The sequence below is a fragment of the Sphingobacterium sp. UT-1RO-CII-1 genome, assembly GCF_026711005.1.
GTDB lineage: Bacteria > Bacteroidota > Bacteroidia > Sphingobacteriales > Sphingobacteriaceae > Sphingobacterium.
This window is the reverse complement of the sequence record NZ_JAPPVJ010000001.1, coordinates 67,798-88,050: the sequence shown is the minus strand read 5'-3', so window position 1 is coordinate 88,050 and position 20,253 is coordinate 67,798. Positions and strand designations below refer to the sequence as shown.

Here is a 20,253-nt window from a genome sequence, read left to right as displayed (position 1 = left end):
ATAATTAAGAGTGGAAATAATAACTACAAATTTTATGTCTAGAAATATATTTAATACAATGCTACTTTTTTATATGTTTTTTTCTTCCTGTAATAAAGATAGTTTTGGCGAATTAAGTGAAAAACAACTTTACCTTGTGGGAAGCGGAGAACCTTTAAAAGAGGAAGTTAAATTCGAGAAATTTATAAATAGTAAATCAATTAGCATTTACTGTTCTGGTATGGAAATGCCAGATGCGGACATTCAAGTTGAACTATTAATAGATGATGCAATAATCGCCGTTGAGAATAATAAACTAGGAGAGAATGATGAACCATATACTTTGCTACCTGAACAACATTTGACTTATGAGCACCTAAAAGCAGTGATTCCTAAAGGGGAAGAATACGGGTTGCTAAATTTTGAGATAAGTCCAATAGGTTTAGATCCTTATCTGACTTACGCAATCCCTTTCAAATTGATTAATACAAGCCGATATGCGATTAATATGAAGATGGATAAGTTATTATATCATGTTGTATTAACGAATCAGTATTCTGGTGATTACAGAATGGTTGGTACGCTCGATGGGAATAATGTAAGTGCCGTGAAAAAATTCAGGGCGGCATCTGATAAGGAGGTGATAATTTATGTTGACATAAAACCAGAGCTCAAAGTTAATAATGATTATAGAATAATGCTGAGAAAAAATACGGATAATTCTATATCGCTTTCTTCGAAAACCTTATTAATTAGCGATCAAACGAATTGTTACTATAACGAAGAGGACGAGTCTTTTAATTTGTCCTATGTTTATCAAGATCCATCGACTAAGAATGATGTTGTTGTTGTGGAGAAACTTGTTAAAGAAGATCTTACTGAGGATACAGACTAACATAAGATATCGTGTGTAATGATTTTGTGAAAAAGTCGAATAGTATTTAGCTATTCGACTTTTTTACTTTACTCATCCCTTAAACTATCTACCGGATTTGCCCGGGCAGCTTTATAAGTTTGCAGACTGATCAATAGTATTACAGTAATAGCTAAAAGTAGTATAGGAACGCTAGTTTTTAAAATATCGTAACTTGTTTTTTCTTGAAAGTTATTGAGCCATTTATTGATTATCCAGTAAGATGCAAGTAAGGAAATGGGTAAAGCGGTTAAATAGAGATAGCCTATTTCACGGATGAATAATCCATTGATTTGATTTGCAGTTGCCCCCAATACTTTACGTACGCCGATTGCTTTTATACTTAATTCTATGCGCTGAGCTAATAGGCTGAATATTCCCAATAGGGTAATTATTAATGTTAGTATTGTTGCAACGATACCCGCTTGTTGTATTCTACTCTCCGTATGGTAACGGACAGCCAGCCGCTCGTCCATAAAATTGTATTGGAAGAGTGCATCGGGCATTATCTTGTGCCATTCGTTTTCTATGTTAGAAATAGTTTGTTTCAGATCACCAGGCATCAGACGTATAGAGAAAAAACGAAACATAGGTCTGGAAACCATAGGTAGCCAGATGGTGGCAAGCATTGGGCTGTGTAGAGAATTGCTATAGAAATCGGCGGTTACGCCTGATATTGTGATCTCGGTGTTATAAGCTGGAATAAAAATAGTGTTTCCAACAGCATCAGATGGGTTTGAATAACCCATGTTTTTCGCTAAGATAGTGTTTATGACCACGCCGTTGTACCCCTTTTCTTTGCCAATAAATTCGCCAGCCAACATGGGTATTTTGTATGTAGTTGCGAAGTACTCATCAGCAAAAATATACTGGGCAGGGAGCTCTTGTGTCGCAGCAGCATTTGTTTTTACAGCGTCAATGCCTGACCCCATAGCTGTAGGGATGTCATAAGAGAGACTAATAGAAGCAATACTACTGTGTTGTGACAGTCGATCTCTAATGTCATTCATTTGTTGTAGCCCTTCATGTGACCAATTGCGAGGCGTAGTAACGGTTATGAGCAAGTCTTTGTCGTATCCTAATTTGCTGCTGGAGTGTATAACCTTGATCTGATAGAAAATATAAACTGAACAGATCAAAATAGTAAGTGTCACAGCAAACTGAAAGCTGACTAGCCCTTTTTTAATAAGGGTGTTTTCAATCGGGTGTGTAATCTTACCTTTAAGTGCATCACCTGTAGGGAGTGATGAAAGCCTAAATGCAGGGTAGATACCTGCAACAGCTGAAATGAGTAGAGCAATGGCAAGGGTGTAAAGCCAAAAGTTCATGTCGAAGACATACAGAGGTGGAAGCTGTTTTCCAAACAATGCACTGCTCCATTTTGAGAGTAGGGGATAGCATGCAATAGAGATTAGCAGCGAAAGCCCTACAAAAAGTAGAGACTCCAGAAGGATAGGTAAACGTAGGTGCCACTTATCTGCGCCCAGTACTTTACGAACACTGATTTCTCGAAGTCTTTTTGTTGCCGAATTAGTGTTTATATTGATAAAGTTTACGCTGGCCATGAGTAGTATAAAGCCTGCGATTAAACTCAGGGTAATGAGCATGTTTTTAATGCTAGCATTAGCTTTTTCTAAATGGTAGGTGCTGAGGTTTGATAGCTTAGTTTGTCCTAAGAACTTTTGTTGATCAGCCTGCATATGAGTGTCCAAAAGCTTTAGTATCGGAGCTTTCAATTGTGCTGTAGCTACTCCCTCTTTAAGTTTTATGTAAGAAGCGATGTAGGGATTTTCCCATGAATCGAGGTTACGGCCTAAGAAATCTCCACTTTTTAAAGGGAAAATAATTTCGGTCGGACTATCTGCGATAAGATCAATGACAGAGTTTTCGCTAAGTTTATTTAACACCCCGCTCACATGGAATAACTTTTTTTCCTCATTGAAATTGTTTATTTCAAGCTGTTCTCCGAGAATGTTTGTGGTCCGTCCGAAAAATCGAAGTGCAGTTTCATAGGTTAGTACCACTTGGTCAGGCTGAGTAAGAGCGGTTTCTGGATTCCCTTCTTGAAGAATGAAGCCGAACATGTTGAAAAAACTGTCATCGGCAATAATAGCGGATAAATTATGCTTATTATTATTGTAACTAGCTATACTTTGTATACCATCAAAGCGAAAGTAATCTTCAACAAGATTAGGATAATCTTGAGTTAAGGTCGGAGCAAGTAAACCAGCAGTAGTGATACCTGTGGCTTCACTATGTAGTAAATATTGTCGCTCAATATCTTTTAAATCAGCATTTACATGTGTTTCGTTCCATACAAAAGCAGCGATTAGCAATGAAAACGTGAAAGCACTGCTTAAACCCAACAGATTGATTATGTTGTTTAAAGGCTTCTTTGCTATATTACGTTTTAAGTTTTTTAAATATGTTTTTATCATATCTTAATAATTTTACTACTCATCCCTCAAACTGTCTACAGGATTTGCTCGGGCGGCACGTAAAGCCTGTGTTCCAACCGTAAGTAAAGCAATAGTGATTGCAACAGTACCCGCAACAATAAATATCCAAATAGGGATATTGATGCGGTATGTGAAATCGTTCAACCATTTATTCATTGCCCACCAAGCAAGGGGAGAGCCTATAACTAAAGCGAGTGTGACAAGCTTAATATAATCTTTAGAAAGCATGACAATTACACCTGCAATAGATGCTCCTAATACTTTTCGTATGCCTATCTCTTTACTTCGTGTTTCTGCCATATAGGCCGATAGACCAAAGAGACCAAGGCAAGATACAAAGATCGCAAGGATAGAGAAGGTCATGGCTAGTGTTGCCATCTGCTTTTCACCTTTAAATTTGTGTTGGTGCAATTCGTCAACAAAACGATAATTGAAAGGATATTGGGGGTTAAATTTTTTGAATACCTGTTCTATAGCTTGTAGATTTTCTTTACGGTCTTGGTGCGTGTTCAGACGTATGGCTATGTTAAATAGAAAATTATGAGAAGCATTAATTAACATGGGGCGTATTGGTTCGTACGGTGACCCTAAGATAAAATCATTAAAAACTCCCACTATAGTATATTCCTGTTCATTTCGGTATATTATTTTCCCTATAGGTTGATCTATTTGCATGGCTTTTATTGCACTTTCATTAAGCAGTATAGCTGTACTATCTGCTGCTAAGCGTGCATAATCTATATCACGGCCATCAATAAGTTGTAAGCCATAAGTACGAATAAAGTTACTTTCTGCACGGTACAGGCGAAACCCCATGTTTTTCTCTTGTTCAGGCGTAGAGCCCTCCCATCGATATCCTCCTCCTGCACTAGAGTAATCCCCGGTTATGGTCCAACCAGTGCGTGTTACTTCTTCAGCAGCTTGATTTTGCAGGAGTTCTGTTTTTATTGCTTCAAAATTTTTGTCTGCATTGCCCTCAGCTTGAATCTCTATTAAATTGCTTGTTTCATAGCCTATGTCACGATTGATACCGTGAACAATTTGCATACGAACGATAATAGTCGCAATAATAAGCATGAGTGCAATACTGAATTGTACTACTACCAATGATTGTCGCAGATTAAAACCCCATTTGTTTTTCAGGGTCAATCCTTTTAATGTTTTTGAAGGATCAAAAGCAGATAGTACAAAGGCCGGATATATCCCGGCTAATAGGCCGGTTAGCAATATACAAGCTATTAGAAGTAAGAAAAAAGGGAGGTTAAAAAAATCAAGTGCTATGGGAGTGTCCAGTAATTGGTTAAATAAAGGTAAGGCTACAAAGGAAATAAGAATAGCGACTGCTCCACTTATGGAAGCTAATAAGACGGATTCGGTTAAAAACTGAGCTATTAAGCTTTTTCTTCCTGCTCCTATAACTTTCCGAACACCTACTTCTTTGGCTCTACGCTGAGCACGTGCCGTGCTGAGATTGACGAAATTGATACAAGCTATAAGTATGATTAATGCACCTATACCAGCGACGAGCTGTACCTGCTCAATTTTGCCTCCTGAAGGAATACCATTTTCAAAATTTCCATATAAATGCATTTTTGACATCGGGTATAGGAAAAGTTTACTGTGGTCTTTACCAGGTACATATTTTTTTAAAAATGAACTTAGTTTTTTGTTGAATTGCTCCGTATTTGTGTTTTCCTGTAGCTTAACATAGGTATAAAAAGTATTTGTATTCCAATCACTATATAACTGTTCATCGGCTTGGCTGATACGAATAAGAAAGTTGAAGTCAAAAGTAGTATTGCCGGGAAGATCTTTAACGACGCCTGAAACGAGATAAGGATCTTTGTTATTGAGGGTAACTATTTTGCCTATAGGATCCGTTTTACCAAATAAACTCTTTGCTAAGCTTTCAGTCAGTACGATGTTGTTTTCTTCTGCCAGAACGGTGCTGCGTTCTCCTTTTAACAAAGGGAAATCAAAAATTTCCAGAAAAGATTTATCTGTGGAATTACCCGTAGACTTGATATGTTTCCCGTTATAAGAAAGTAAGTCACTTGATGACCAGTATAATCTGGCAGTATGCAGTACTTCGGGATATTCATCTGCTAAGGATTTTGCTACAGCTCCTGCTGTGATATCGTGAACAGTTACGGCTTGTTCATCTTTATAATGATTCCATACCTTGTAAATATCTTGAGAATTACTGTAAAAACGATCATATTGCCATTGACTTTTTACCCACAGTGCTATAATTAAAACTGCACCCATACCTATAGCTAGTCCAATAATATTAATCAAGGTGAAGCTGCTGTTTTTCCACAAGTTACGCCATGCGATTTTTATATGATTACGTACCATAATACTTTTTTAAAACCCTAAAAAAATTGTTGCAAGCGACGTGCCTTTTATGTAAGTGGTTGTTTATTATGGTTTTGGTGATAATGTTCGATTGGATACTGTTCGTTTTCGGACAGTTGTATGTACGACACTGAACAGGGACTACATATTGGCGTATTTCAAAAATATTAAGTTTTAGGAGGGTTAGTTTTATTATTGCGCTGTTTGTTAGCTGTTTATGGGTTTTGTTTTTAATGTATTTGTTCCGGTGGAGCTACAACGATTTCGTAAATATTTATTGACTGTTTCTTTTTCGAAAATCTTATAATTTTTATGTTTGATTATAACTAAATCTAAATACAAGTGCCGGTATTTTTCCTAAGAGAGGTTGAAATATCTTATAAAGATCAGTCTGGCGTAGTCTAAGTTTAATTTTAAACCATTAAAAAAGCAATTATGATATCATTAAGAAATGTTATCTTATTATTAATGACCTTCTTCTCTTTGTGGGCATTGGCCCAGGAAAAGGAAATAGTTGGGACAGTACGTAATAAGAGTGGTGAACCATTAGCATCTGTTTCCGTTATATTAAAAGGAAGTACAACAGGTACGTCTACAAATGAAGAGGGAAAGTTTCAGTTGAATCTGAAACAAGGAAGTTCTGGTATTCTTGTATTTAGCCATGGCGGGTATCAGTCCCGTGAAGAGCGATTAGCAGGACAGAGTACTGTGGAAATTATAATGACCGAATCTCTAGAAGATCTGGAAGAGGTTGTAGTAGTGGGCTATGGAACCGCCAAACGTAAAGATTTAACAGGTGCTGTATCATCTGTTCAAGCTGATAAATTGGAGAAAGAGGCGCCACGCTCTGTACAAGATCTTCTTCGAGGAAATGCAGCGGGGATGATCATTGGTCAGGGAAGTACGGCAAAAGGCGATGCACCTATGCTTGTGCGTGGTAAAGGGACATTAAAGGCTGGAAGTAGCCCACTAACTGTTGTAGATGGAGTGATTTTTGATGGTAGTTTTGAAGATCTTAACCCTAATGATATTCAATCTATTGATATCTTAAAAGATGCTAGTGCCACAGCTGTATTTGGTGCGAAAGCAGCAAATGGTGTGATCCTCATTACTACTAAAAAAGGTAAGACTGGTAAACCCATGATTTCCTTTAATGCAAATGTAGGTGTGGTTCAAAATGCAAAAATGCCCAGAGTAATGACAGGGGAAGAATTTCTAGCGTATCGGTATGATTATGAGATAGGGAGACGTACGGATGAATATCTTAGTGATCATCCCGAAATGTTTGTTGACCCTCGTAAATTAACTGGTGTTAATCAATTAGATTGGTATAATTATGATCAAAAAGATCCAGTAAGCTCGGTGAGCGAAAAAGAATTGTTAAGGAGCTGGCTTTCTCGTCTGGAGCTTAAATCACCAGAAATTGATAATTACATGGCCAATAATTTAACAAATTGGCAAGATTTGGTTTTTCATAATGGCTTTCAGCAGGATTATTCGGCAAGTGTGTCCAATAGTTCAGAACATAGCAGCTACTATCTTTCTTTCAATCATATCGATAGGGAAGGTGTTGTAGTGGGGGATCGGTTTAAGAATTTTCGTACCCGTTTAAACTTAGAGGCTAAAATCGCTCCGTTTCTAAAGGTTGGTGCAAACAATAATTTTGCAGCACGTAATGAAGGATTTTTAGCCGCGGAGTGGGGACAATCTGCTATTATTTCTCCTTATGGGTCAAATAATATAGGGGATTCAAATAGTCCATATCAACGTTTACCCACAGGAGACGTGACGCCACTAAACCCTTTTTATGACAATATGTTTCGTGATCGGGTAGATCGTTATAATACATTGACATCAAATTTATATGCAATAGTTAAATTACCATTTGGTATAGAATTTCAATCTACTTTTTCACCTTATTTATCGTATAGAGAATATTATAACCACGACTCTTCAAATAATCCTGAGTGGAAAGCCAAAGGTGGAAGCTCAGAACGACGCAATGAAAAAACCTACAATTGGCAGATAGATAATATTCTTCGCTGGAAGAAAAGCTTTAATGAACACAGCCTTGAAGTTACTTTGTTGCAGAATGCGGAAAAGGGACAGTTTTGGATGACTTCTGCAAAAGCTTCAAAATATACTCCAAGCGACGTGTTGGGATGGCATCGTATACAGGCTGGATCGGTTCCTCTGAACGAAAGTGATGATACTTATAAGACTGGTGATGCTATGATGGCACGTGTTTATTATTCGTATAGGAGTAAGTATATGGTAACAGCCTCTGTTAGGCGGGATGGTTACTCTGCTTTTGGTGCGCAGAATCCAAGAGCTACCTTCCCAGCCTTGGCATTTGCCTGGAATTTTTCAGATGAAAACTTTATGAAATTTGCATCGAGCTGGCTAGATTATGGAAAACTTCGCCTCTCGTGGGGTAAAAATGGTAACAGAGATATTGGGCAGTATGACGCATTATCAGATATGACCTCGGGGCTGCATCCATATATAGATCAGAAAGGAAATCTTTATTTGTATTCACAGCTTTATGTTAATAGAATGGAAAATTTAGGTCTTAAATGGGAAACCAAAGCTTCCTATAACTTAGGGCTTGATTTTTCTTTGTTTAGTAATCGTTTAAGTGGTGCGTTTGAGTATTACAACGCAACAACAAAGGATCTATTAGTTGATAGAGCCCTTCCTAATATTATTGGCTTTAATAGTGTAGCGGCTAATTTAGGAGAGTTGGGAAATCATGGGTTTGAGTTCACGTTGAATGGAAGCATCTTGCGTAAGGATAACTTTAACTGGAATGCTACAGCTATTTTTATGGTAAACCGGCGTAAGATTAAGAAGCTGTATGGGGATATGATACCTGTGCGTGATGCTTCTGGAAATATTGTAGGAGAACGTGAGGCGGATGATATTAAAAATAAATGGTTTATAGGACAAGATCCGGATCGTATATGGGATTATGAAAGAGTAGGCGTATGGCAGGTGGGCGAAGAAGCTGAAGCGAAAAAGTACGGCTTACAGCCAGGAGATTTTAAATACAAAGATCAAAATGAAGACGGGGTAATGACGAATGCGGATAGGGTATTTCAAGGGTATACTACACCGAGGTTCCGTTGGTCATTACGTAATGATTTCAATTATAAAAATTTCGATCTATCCCTTTTCCTTTACTCGAATTGGGGCCAAAACCACTCCTTTAATAGAGCAGCTAATAATAGTGTTTTTGCTGACCGTGCAACAGATTATTATATGGGGCGTTGGACAGCGGCCAACCCAATTAATGATTATGCACGTATAGGGTCAAAAAATATTGGGAATAATTATGTAGACAAATCTTTTGTACGCTTGGAGAGCATCACTTTTTCTTATAGAGTACCTGCAGAATGGTTAAAGAAAGTTCACGTTCAAAACATGCGTATATCGGCAGCTGTCCGTAACGCTGCAGTTTGGGCCCCACATTGGAAATTTAGAGATCCGGAGGCTGAGACACATACTGATTCAAATGATGATAAAGGGAAGGGGCCAACACCGAGAACATTTTCATTAGGGGTTAATTTTGCATTATAAAAAAAGAATATAAAACATGATAAGAAGATATAAAAAAATAGGCTTATTGGTGGCTGCAAGTGTTTCTCTTAGTATTTGGAGCTGTAGTGATAGCTGGTTGAAACCCAAGCCACTTGCTTTTTTTGATCCAGATATTGCACTGACGAATGCCGAGGGAATGTATGCAGCACTAACGGCTTGTGAAAGAAATATGCGCCATGAATTCTTTGGAGACGGAGCGCCGATTTTAACAGAGATTATGCATTCGGAAGTAGCTGTGGAAGGAACGACGGATAAGGCTGGTCCACAGATGGATATGGATATTGCGCTTATGCCAGACGCTAGTTTAAATGATGTTAACACGACCCGATTGGGCTGGTATTGGGATGAAGGGTATAAAGGAATTAAGTATGCGAATATGGTTATTAATCGAATAGATGATGCAGAGTTTAAAGATGAAAAAGAGAGAAATGCGATATTGGCAGCTGCTTATTTTCAACGTGCATACCGTTATTTTAAATTAGTACATCAATTTGGCGATGTACCATTCTTAGAAGGAGAGATAAAAGAGCCTGTGTATGATTTTTATACCCATGACAGGTGGTCAATTTTGGAGAGACTTAAAAAAGATCTAGAATATGCCTATGAGTGGTTACCTCAGGTCGTAGATAGGGGAAGAACCTCAAAGGCGGCAGCTGGCGTATTATTAATGAAAGTAGCAATGGCATTGACGGATTTTGATCGAGCCGTAGAAGTTGGAAAGGAAATCGTTGCTAAAAATCCCTTAATGCGCAACCGTTTTACAATTAATAAAGATCGCCCAAATACTAACCTCATGTTTGATTTACACAGTGTTGAAGCTAAGTTAGACATGAGTAATACCGAGGGACTGATGTATGTGGTGTCGTATCCGGAAATTGATGGATCGCAAACTATTGCAACCATGCGAAATGGAGTTCCTTTCTGGAATAATGGTGGTATTAAGACACCGGATGGTGAGACGGGCACCAGTCTCAATCTAGCTCCTGGTGAAACTGACCCAGAAATGGACCTGAATAAAACCTATGGTAGAGGTATTGGAAGATTAAGACCAACTTGGTATTTTAGTAATGAAATATGGAGAAAAGATAAGGAAAAAGATGATTTGCGCGGATATCACAATAGGGATAGCTGGAAGCGTATGGAGGATCTTAAATATAATAATCCAAGTCTAAAAACAAGTAATAATCAATGGTATGGAAAAAACTTTGTAAAAAGTAACTCCATGCCTGTGGAAGATACGATCCGCCTATGGTTTTCTTGGCCCCATTATAAATTGTTTGTTCCAGATCCTCTTTCATCTTCGGAAGCACGCGGTGGGGAAACACCATGGTATGTGTACCGAACAGCAGAAGTTTATTTATTAATGGCAGAAGCCTATTACTGGAAAGGTCAATTGGGAGATGCCGCTGTGGCCTTGAATGAGGTTCGTACCAGATCAGGAGCTGCTTCCTTATCTGCAGCTGACGTGAATATTGGAGAGATACTTGATGAACGTGCTCGGGAGTTATATTATGAAGAGAATAGGCATATAGAGTTGGTACGGATGTCTTACACCTATGCTAAAACAGGTAAGCCTTGTGAAATTTTTGGTGGACGTGTGTATCAATTAAATAACATTACCGGGCCGGGAGGTATAAACTCCAATGTAAAACAGGAAGGAGTTAATTTTTGGTATGATAGGGTTGTAGATAAAAATAATTTCTATAATAAGGGCGTAAAACATAAATGGGCGGAGTATAAAATTAGTGTGCATCATATGTTATGGCCTATACCGGCAAATGTGATTAATTTAAATGTTAAAGGAGTTATTAACCAGAATGTTGGATATCCTGGTGCAGAAAATAATGAGACTCCTCAGGTTGTTCCTCCAGGAGTAGATTTGTAGCGGAAAATTAGGATATACCCCTTTTGGCTTCTTTAATATGGAGAAGTTAAAAGGGGTTACTTCATTTTCATACGCATATTTACACTGAATGGTATTAAACCTTCTCGTTCATAGAGGCGGATAGCGGCTTGGTTTGCCGATAAAACAGTCAGCTCAAAATAATCTACCGCATTTTCTGTTCCCCATTCTTTTACCCGATCAATCAATGCTTTCCCGATTCCTTGATCTCGGCTATTCTCATCGACGACAATATCGACAAGGTAAACAGCTTTTTGAGGAATATAATTACTGTATTCCGGAGAATCACGTAAGTTAGCGATTACAAAGCCAAGTATATTTTCATGCTCTTCATATACGAAAGCAATCAGATTGTTTTCTTCAGTAAGTACGCTGATTAAGAAAAGTTCTTCTTCTTCGGGCGTTTTCATATAATTGGGTTCCATCTTTTCCATGAGCTGAAAAAGAGTGTTATAGAGCTTGAATAACGCTGTAAGATCTGATATCTGTGCTTTCCTGACCATATTCGCAAGATAAAGATTTTACTTCATTTCGCGTATTTATAAACTTATCTTCAGTATAATCTACAGAGAGGTAGTTAAGTAATGCTGGTAAGTTTATACAGACTCTGTTTCCGTCTATATATTACTATCCCTTAATGATTAACTGCGAGAATGGGGGGCTATTATCACTATGCCATAATAAAACATGCTGAACAAGCTCAAATTATGAAGTTCAGCATGTTTTATTTAAAACTTTAGTCCTTAGTCAAAATTCAAACGGACACTTCCCGCACTAGTATTGGCTTTTATTTGAGCGCCACCATTACCGATAGTTCCTTCCGCTGATCGTTTATCCTGTTTTCCTGTAAAGCTGGAGCCGTTCGGTAGACTAATGCCTGAACCATGTAGCTGTACTTTGTAGCCCGCCTGTGGAACACGTATGTTAATTGTTCCGGCACTCGTGCTTAAGTCAAGTAAGTCTACTACTTTATCCATTTTGACGTTGACACTGCCACCGCTTGTTTTTGCCTGTAAGCTACCCGCTAAATCATTGCCGTTTATAGAACCACCCGATGTACTGACAATCATAGGGCCTTCGATGTCATTCAGGTTGATGGAACCGCCTGAGGTACGAGCTTCAAGTTGTCCTTTGCTATCTTTAATAGTAATGGAGCCTCCGGAAGTTTTGAGGGTCGCAGGGCCATTTAAATGAGCCGCTGTAATGCTGCCACCCGATGTGAGTCCATTAATTGTACCGTTAAGTTTGTTGAGTGTAAGACTTCCGCCAGCGGTTTGGAAAGTTGAGTTTCCATCGAGATTGTTTAACGTAATGCTGCCTCCTGATGTTTTTAAATTGCTGTTTACTTTCTCAGGAACAATGATTACGAATGAAACGGACACAGGGTTGTTACCTGTTTTCCCTTTTTTCGCTTTTGCCGAGGCTGTTAATGTCCCGCCTTGTAGCGCTATTACGATATCGAAATGTTCGTTAAGTAATTTTTTGAGATCACCCTTGTTGCCAAATCGAATGCCATTTTTTTGAACCCATAGTTCAACAGAGGCCTCGCCTTGCTTGGCGCCGTTAACCTGTATATATCCTCCAGTTGTTGACACAGCTAAATCTTTAATTGCGCTTAGTGAAAATGTTTCTTTGCGGGCTAGTTCTTGCGCAAATAGACCAGTGCTAGTAATTAAAAAGATTAATGCAATTAGTGTTTTTTTCATAACGTTTTTGTTTTAATTGATTTTCTTATTGTTGTTAACAAAGTTGCGACGATTCTGTTTCTCTTCCAAGATTATTGTTTTTTATTTAAATATACACTATTCATCCCTTAAACTGTCTACAGGTGCAGTTCGTGCTGCTCGCAGAATATTAATACTTAAAGTTAATAACACAGTTGTTGCAATCAACAGAACGGCTACTGCAAACATCCACCATTGTAAGTTTATGCGATAGGCGAAATTTTCTAGCCAGTTGTTGAGTAACAGCCAAGCTATCGGAGATGCCAGCGCTATAGCGAGAAGCAAGATTTTAATAAAATCCTTAGCTAATAGATAGCTGAGGCGTGATGAGCTAGCTCCCAGAACCTTACGGATTGCTATTTCTTTTGTTCGTATATTTAAAGCATGTATTAATAAGCCAAAAACACCAAGAACAGCTATAAGAAGAGCGAGTAAGCCAAAACCAAAGATTAACTTATTTAATTTGTCTTCTGCTTGGTATTGTTTATCTATCGTTTCTTTAACAATGTTTAGGGTTAGCAGTTTGTCTGGATAGATATCTTTCCAAACGCTGGGGATATTTTGCATAACTTCCCGTTCTTTGCCTATTTCTGTACGGATGAGTAAGGCACCGTGTTCTGGATTTTTGTAGCCTACAATGACGGTAGGGGCAATATTGGAGTGCAAAGATTCGCTGTTGAAGTCTTCGATCACGCCAACAGGAGTTATTTTTACTTCAGCTATAGATTTATTGATTGTAGCATGGAGGGAAGCAGCAGCTGTAGCTGTTAGTACAGCAGGTCGTATGGCATTAGCTTCTGCATCATAGTCATTAGCCGCAATAGCGTCCGTAGGTAAGGAATTACTTAAGTGCCGTCCGCTCTTAAGACGCATGCCGAGGGTCTCGGCTAAATTTGTCTCGCCAGCTATGTACCAAAGATCTATTTTCTTATTCGGATCATTGGGGTCTGTAAAATTACGGAGCATATATCCGGCACCCTCCGAAGGTATCCAACTACTAAAGCTCATGGATTTGATGGCAGGATTTTTCTGTAGTTCGCTTCTTAAAGTGTTTTCCTTATTATCCCATGACACATAGTCTATACTGATTAAGCCTTCGGTGTTGAAGCCTAAGTCTTTTGTTTTGAAGAACTCTACTTGCTGATTTACGACGATTATGCCCACAAAGATCACAATGGTCATGCTGAACTGCATGACAACAAGCGTCTGGCGTAGCCAATTACGATGTCGTTTTGTATCTTTTGATAGGTTGTTTAAGCCCGAAAGTACAGCTGTATCAGCTGTAAGTAAAGCAGGATATAAACCCGAAAGCAGGCATACCCCCGTTATGGTTAATAGCAGGTTAAAGATATGTTTCCAGTTTTCTTCTATACGGAAAGCAATGGGGTGTCCGATAAACTTTTCGAGCTGTGGGAAGGCTAAAATATATAGTAATAAAGAAATAAATAGAGCGGTGCCGAATAATAATAAAGACTCACTTAAAGATTGAGCAATAATAGACCAGCGAGAAGCACCTAGGGTTTTTCGAACAGCAATTTCTTTTAGCTTTTTACTGAGTGATGCTGTACTTAGGTTGATATAATTCATACAAGCGATGAGCAGGAGCAATACAGCCGCTGCTCCGAAGATGTATACGTTTCTGAGGCTTCCTTTGATAGGCTGATAGGCACTGAAATCAGTCTTCAAGTAAATATCAGGCATAGCTTGTAGCGCAAAGCTCATATTATCGCTGCCCCAAAACTCCTGAAACCAAGTGTTAAGTTTGGTTTCAAACGTTTCCGCATTCGTTCCCGGTTTTAATTGGATATAATGTCGTGTATAGCGTCCAAAATTCTGTTTGCTAAGTTCTTGTTCTTTGCGGTCACTGAGCAGAATCATGTCACCTCGTAAATGACTGTTAACGGGAAGGTCTTTCATAACGCCCGCTACCACATACTGCTGTAACCCATCGTCGTATGGGGATACCTCAAATATGTTGCTGTTCAGCACTTCTTTTCCTGAAAAATGTGTCTTGGCAAAGCTTTCTGATAGTATAACCTTTTTTAAGTCGCCCCTCGGAATTAAATCGTCAGCCGAAATAAGCTTGACATCTAATAGATGAAAAACAGCTGTATCGGCATGTAGTATGTTCGTTTTTATAACTTCATCGGTACCTCTACTAATTTTTAAGCTGCTGAGTTCGGGATATATTTCGCTGTATTCAACAACTTCTGGAAAGTTGTTTTTTAGTGCCGGTGCTAACATACCGGGAACAGTTCCTCCTTTTTCCTGATAGGAGCCTGCATCTTTCATAATCGTCAGTAGACGGTAGTTGTCGTTCGCATGCGACCAATGACGATCGTAAGAAAGTTCATCGGAGATGACTACTGCGATAAGAATGGTTGCTGTAAGGCCTATGGTAAGTCCTAATAAGTTGAGCAGACTATTGGTCTTATTGTTTTTTAGTGAGCGGAAAGCTTTTTTAAATATAAATAACATGGTTAAAGTTCTTTAGCTACTTAATCTTATTCGTCTCGCAAACTGTCCACTGGGTTTACCTTTGACGCTGTGAATGCCTGTATACTGATAGTCAATAGGGCAATAATCAATGCTGTGATTCCTGCAAATGCAAACATCCACCATTGTATTTGTATTTTGAACACAAAACTTTCTAACCATCGGTTAAGCAATAACCAGCCAATAGGAAGTGCAATGATGAAAGCTACAATTAAATAGCGGATAAAACTGCTTGATAATAGACGTATAATTTCCAAACGACTTGCACCTAAGACTTTTCGTATACCTATTTCTTTGGTTCTTTTGACAATCATGATAGACAGTAAACCTAAAAGGCCAACTGAACTTATGATGAGCGAAATTACAGCTGATATCCATATTAACTTCAACAGCAGGCTTTCTTTCTGATAGAGCTGTGCTATACGATCGTCCAAGTACTGGTATTCTAAAACACTATTCGGATACCAGTTGTTCCATTTTTTTTCTAGATCAACCAATAAGTTTTGAGGGCTACTGCCACTGTATTTTATGGCAAGATTTTTTAACCGTGATTCATTAAAACCTATTACAGTAGGAGATAGATCTTCATTTAAGCTATTGGTATTAAAATTTTGTACTACGCCTACAATGATACCCTGTTCTTTGTCATTCATACCTCCTGCATGTAGGGGTTTACCCAATATTTCAGCAGGATTGTCAAAACCTAATGTTTTTGCCATCAATTCGTTTATCAGATACTCGGGTGTAGCGGCGTCTGTACGGTAGTTGCGCCCAGCGACTAGTTGAATACCGAATGTTTTTATGTAGGCAGAGTCAGCTATTGCGTAACGAGGTGCCCACGTTTCCCACTCGTCCCGATTGTCAAATCTAAAAGTGCCGCCCCATGCTTTATCATTGGAAGGCGGGTTATCACAGAATGTGTATGCAGTAATATCGTTACGTGCAGATAGGTATTGGTTTATGCGGTCTTTATCTTTCAGTATATCTATTTTTAGTGGAAATACGAGAACAGCCTCTCTGTCGTATCCCATATTACTGTTTTGTAAAAAGCGCACTTGCGAAACTACAACAACTGTAGCACTAACTAAAAGTATAGCTATGGTGTTTTGAACAATAAGAAGTCCGGTTTTGCTGACACTCCAGCTTCCTGTTTCTTGTTTTTTTAAAGAACCGACCAACGTTGTTCTGTTTAAAAATAGGATAGGATATATGCTGTTGATAAAGGCTACTAAAAACCAAAGCCCAAGAGCTAATATGATTAATTTGATATAAGAGATAATTTGTATGTATTCAGGCTGAAAAAGCTTAAGGTTGGCTAGGTGTAATGCGAGCCAGAAAAGTAAACCGCCGAAGAGTGTGGCAGCCAAGGAAATAATTAACGACTCAATAATAAACTGTAAAAAAAGCTGCTTTCTAGTACTCCCTGCAATTTTTCGTATAGCCATTTCTGTGCTCCGATAAATTTGTTGAGCTGCTACGATATTACTATAGTTAATAATAGCCATGAGTAATATTCCCGAAGCAATTAACGCTAGTATCCATAGTAGAGAAGCTTGCGTGCCTTTGCCATAATCTTTATCAAAATGATAAGCTGTGATTGGTAATAATTTGTATGTATAATACTGGAGTACATCTTTATGCCAATGTTTCGCAACCAGATCATGGATAGCCTGTTCTACTTTTTCCTTTTGCTCTGCGTTTCTGAGTGTTACGATGATATTATTAGCAGAATTGGTATAGCCCCAATTTGTAAATAAACCATCATTTTTTGAAATATTTTTAAAAGTTGGCATAGAGGCCCAAGAAAAGTAGATGTCAGAATGGAAGTCTGAAGGATCGTGGCTGTCGGATAATATACCGACTACTTTCACGGGAAACTTTCCTTCAACTTCAATGGTTTTGCCGATCGGGTTACTATTGCCAAAATATTGTTTGGCAAGTTTCTCACTAAGAGCGACCGTGTACGGCTCGTCCAGTTGGTTTTTATTGCCAGCTATCCATGGGATACTTGAAAAATTAAAATAATCAGAAGTGACATAAGCCGCATTTGCACCTGTGTTGAAGAGGTGTTGATCGATTTTTAATGTAAACTCTTGTTTGTCTGTGTAGAGTATAGCTCGTTCAACTTCTGGAATCTCATTTTTAATAGCTTCAAACATGGCTATAGCTCCGCCCTTATTGTGCTCTAGTTTATCAAGCTTTAAGTCTTCCACCAGTAAGAAAGTGCGGTCCGCATCGCTTGAAGAGCGGTCAAAACTCAGTTGGTAACTATTATAGGTGTATATAAATAAGCAGGTGGCCAGCGCTAAGCCTAAACCAAAAACACTCAATATGCTGTGAAATTTATAGCGTCTAATTTGTCTGAATGCTGTTTTTATATAGTTTTTTAACATAGTTGTTTTTTTTATATTTATTCATCCCTCAAACTGTCCACGGGGTTGGCTTTTGCTGTTTTAAGCACTTTTGTGCTTACCACAATTAAAGTGAGCATAAGTACGCTTATTCCTGCTAAAATGAAAGTAAAATAAGGGATGTCAATGCGATAAGTGAAATTATCTAACCATTTGCCTACAAGCCACCAAGCAACAGGAAAGGCTAAGAGAAAGGAAATAACTAGTAAACGAAGAAAAGAATCAGATATGAGACGGATAACAGTCCTGAGCGAAGCGCCCAGTATCCGGCGAATGCCAATTTCTTTTACACGTTGTTGGAGCGTAAAAGTTGTAAGCCCAAATATTCCTATCAAGGCAATGAATAAGCTGATACTACTAAAGAAAGCTAATTGTTGGTATTGTTTTTTTTCTTTGATATACTGCTGATTAACTAGGTTTTCAACTTGTTTTATCATAAGGGTTCTACTTGGGAAGAATGTTTTGTATATGTTAGTTATGGCTATTTCTGCCTCTCGTTCTTGACCTTCGTTGACTCGGATTAATAAGCAGCCCTGGTCCCAAGCCCAATCCGACTGTCCTTGTATCATCATGCCTAATGAAGGGTAGTGCAAGCTAGCGCCAAGAACATCAGTTAATACACCGACCGGCTTGTGCCGGATAAGGGAAGACTCTTCGTCTACCCTAAGGTTTAGTTGAGTGAGAATGTTTGCAGTAACGAGGACATTAGTTCGAATAGCATCTTTGGTATCGTCTGGATCGAAAGTCAATCTATCCATGGCATAATCTGACTGGAGGTAGCGCCCTTCCTTTAAATCTAGTTGTAAAGTTTGTGGAAGGTCGAAGTCTGCAACGAATTTTCCAAATGTTTCCTCTTTATTTGTGCTGGGGGATTTCACTTTGTCAAAATCGACATAACCTCCGAAAGGAGCCCATTGGCTATAGCTGGCCGAAGAGATGCTTGGCTGCTGTAACAATGTTTGTTTGAATCGTTGAGCATGCCCTTCCCAATCCGAGAAATCTATCAGCAGCAAGTTTTTAGGGTTGTAACCTAGATTTTTGTTCCCAATATAGTTTAATTGCGCTCGCATAGCGAACATGCCAAAGACAATAATTAAAGCAGTGGTAAATTGAAAAACCACTAAAAATCGGGTGAGCCCCATTTTTAAAGGGAGGCTTAATATGACAAGTTTTTTCTTAAGTGCAGTTGTAACTTTTGTTTTAACAAGGCTACTTGCTGCTAATGTGCTAATGAGTAAAGCGATCGAGAACCAGAAGAAGCTGAGCGAAAGTAACATCGTTAGCGAACTGGTAAACGTCATGGTTAAAGGATAGCCTAGATAATTCTCGAAGACTGGTATAAATAAAATGTAAGCACCTAAAGCAAAGATTAAGGCAAGACCAAAAAATACAATACTCTCGGTTGCAGATTGTGTGTAAATATGTTTCTGTGTAGCTCCAAGAACTTTACGGACTCCTGTGTTTGTACTTTGCTTCAAGGCTTGCGCAAAGTTGAGGTTGATATAATTGAAGCTTATTAATACGAGAATAAGAATGCTGATGGTCGCTAATAGGTAGATATCTCGCATGGGGCTACTCCATCCTGTTTCTGTACGCAAGTGTATATCTTTGATCGATTGTAAAAAGAATGTATTGTTTTCAAATTTTCCGTCAGAATTTATAGAATTATACCATGCTTTTATTTTATTATTTAATGCTAAAATATCAGTGCCTTTGGCCACTTTTATGTATTGTGTTTGGGGTGTATAGTGTTTTGCAGGGACAAAGTTGTCGTTATTAGGTTGTACTAAAATCGCATCAGCATGCAGGTGGCTGTTGTGAGGTATATCTGCAATGATGGCACTGATATAATAAGTTTCGGATTCTCCCTCTAAAGGTAAAGTCTCATAAGTTTGACTGACTACCTCTTTCTCTCCAAAATAGCGTTTATAAGCCGAGGCTGTTAATATCAAATTTTTCATGTGCCCAACGGTTTGTTTCGGATTGCCCGACAGAGCTTGGGTCTCGAAGAGATTAAAAAAAGTTGAATCAGTAATCAAAAGATTTAGGTTAGCCGTGGCTTTTGTTTGTGAATTTAAAAGTAAGACTTGCTGATGCTGCAATACATTTGTTTCACCTTCAATCTCCACTAAATCTCTTCTTAAGGCTTTTGCAAGTCCTATTGGAGCAGTTTCGCTTTTAAATCGCTCTTTTCCATCTGCATCATAAAAAATAGAACGTACTCGAAAGAGTTCGTCTTTATGTATCCACTGACGGTCATAAGATAGTTCATTAAATAATAAACTAGCCAGTAACATAAAGGAGAATAATCCCACCGTTAAACCAATGATATTTGTCAGAAAATAAGTACGGTCATGTGTAATATTACGCCACGCTGTTTTGAAAAAATGATTCATCATAATTTTAATTT

10 protein-coding genes are annotated in these 20,253 nt (G+C 38.4%); 3 read left to right on the top strand and 7 right to left on the bottom strand.

Annotated elements, in window-relative coordinates:
- Positions 1–34: 34 nt before the first annotated feature.
- Positions 35–874, top strand: coding sequence for a BT_3987 domain-containing protein (locus tag ORI89_RS00320; RefSeq protein WP_268228424.1), 840 nt, complete (start codon positions 35–37; stop codon positions 872–874).
- A gap of 68 nt (positions 875–942) precedes the next feature.
- Here the strand turns inward: ORI89_RS00320 and ORI89_RS00315 are convergent, their stop codons facing one another.
- Positions 943–3,330 (bottom strand): ABC transporter permease, encoded by a 2,388-nt coding sequence (locus ORI89_RS00315; RefSeq protein ID WP_268228423.1) that lies wholly within the window; start codon positions 3,328–3,330, stop codon positions 943–945.
- A gap of 15 nt (positions 3,331–3,345) precedes the next feature.
- Complete coding sequence (locus ORI89_RS00310) at positions 3,346–5,709, bottom strand: ABC transporter permease (RefSeq protein WP_268228422.1); 2,364 nt, start codon at positions 5,707–5,709, stop codon at positions 3,346–3,348.
- A 435-nt stretch (positions 5,710–6,144) separates the two neighbouring features.
- Between ORI89_RS00310 and ORI89_RS00305 the strand changes: the two genes are divergently transcribed.
- Complete coding sequence (locus tag ORI89_RS00305; protein ID WP_268228421.1) at positions 6,145–9,288, top strand: SusC/RagA family TonB-linked outer membrane protein; 3,144 nt, start codon at positions 6,145–6,147, stop codon at positions 9,286–9,288.
- Between the two features lie 16 nt (positions 9,289–9,304).
- Positions 9,305–11,194 carry a RagB/SusD family nutrient uptake outer membrane protein gene (locus ORI89_RS00300; RefSeq protein ID WP_268228420.1) on the top strand — a complete coding sequence of 630 codons (1,890 nt, stop codon included), beginning with the start codon at positions 9,305–9,307 and terminating at the stop codon, positions 11,192–11,194.
- A 56-nt stretch (positions 11,195–11,250) separates the two neighbouring features.
- Here the strand turns inward: ORI89_RS00300 and ORI89_RS00295 are convergent, their stop codons facing one another.
- The 5 genes from ORI89_RS00295 to ORI89_RS00275 form a co-directional block, all read right to left on the bottom strand.
- Positions 11,251–11,715 carry a GNAT family N-acetyltransferase gene (locus ORI89_RS00295; protein WP_268228419.1) on the bottom strand — a complete coding sequence of 155 codons (465 nt, stop codon included), beginning with the start codon at positions 11,713–11,715 and terminating at the stop codon, positions 11,251–11,253.
- Positions 11,716–11,955: 240 nt separating this feature from the next.
- A complete protein-coding gene (locus tag ORI89_RS00290) occupies positions 11,956–12,918 on the bottom strand; it encodes a DUF4097 family beta strand repeat-containing protein (RefSeq protein WP_268228418.1) in 963 nt (320 codons plus the stop codon).
- A 96-nt stretch (positions 12,919–13,014) separates the two neighbouring features.
- Positions 13,015–15,414 carry an FtsX-like permease family protein gene (locus tag ORI89_RS00285; RefSeq protein WP_268228417.1) on the bottom strand — a complete coding sequence of 800 codons (2,400 nt, stop codon included), beginning with the start codon at positions 15,412–15,414 and terminating at the stop codon, positions 13,015–13,017.
- 26 nt (positions 15,415–15,440) lie between these two features.
- Complete coding sequence (locus ORI89_RS00280; RefSeq protein WP_268228416.1) at positions 15,441–17,825, bottom strand: ABC transporter permease; 2,385 nt, start codon at positions 17,823–17,825, stop codon at positions 15,441–15,443.
- A 17-nt stretch (positions 17,826–17,842) separates the two neighbouring features.
- A complete protein-coding gene (locus tag ORI89_RS00275) occupies positions 17,843–20,242 on the bottom strand; it encodes an ABC transporter permease (RefSeq protein WP_268228415.1) in 2,400 nt (799 codons plus the stop codon).
- Between the last annotated feature and the right edge of the window lie 11 nt (positions 20,243–20,253).

Excerpts from the sequence above, each read along its gene's own strand:
- ORI89_RS00320 (WP_268228424.1), top strand. The coding sequence starts at position 35 with ATGTCTAGAAATATATTTAATACAATGCTACTTTTTTATATGTTTTTT.
- ORI89_RS00315 (WP_268228423.1), bottom strand. The coding sequence starts at position 3,330 with ATGATAAAAACATATTTAAAAAACTTAAAACGTAATATAGCAAAGAAG.
- ORI89_RS00310 (WP_268228422.1), bottom strand. The coding sequence starts at position 5,709 with ATGGTACGTAATCATATAAAAATCGCATGGCGTAACTTGTGGAAAAAC.
- ORI89_RS00305 (WP_268228421.1), top strand. The coding sequence starts at position 6,145 with ATGATATCATTAAGAAATGTTATCTTATTATTAATGACCTTCTTCTCT.
- ORI89_RS00300 (WP_268228420.1), top strand. The coding sequence starts at position 9,305 with ATGATAAGAAGATATAAAAAAATAGGCTTATTGGTGGCTGCAAGTGTT.
- ORI89_RS00295 (WP_268228419.1), bottom strand. The coding sequence starts at position 11,715 with ATGGTCAGGAAAGCACAGATATCAGATCTTACAGCGTTATTCAAGCTC.
- ORI89_RS00290 (WP_268228418.1), bottom strand. The coding sequence starts at position 12,918 with ATGAAAAAAACACTAATTGCATTAATCTTTTTAATTACTAGCACTGGT.
- ORI89_RS00285 (WP_268228417.1), bottom strand. The coding sequence starts at position 15,414 with ATGTTATTTATATTTAAAAAAGCTTTCCGCTCACTAAAAAACAATAAG.
- ORI89_RS00280 (WP_268228416.1), bottom strand. The coding sequence starts at position 17,825 with ATGTTAAAAAACTATATAAAAACAGCATTCAGACAAATTAGACGCTAT.
- ORI89_RS00275 (WP_268228415.1), bottom strand. The coding sequence starts at position 20,242 with ATGATGAATCATTTTTTCAAAACAGCGTGGCGTAATATTACACATGAC.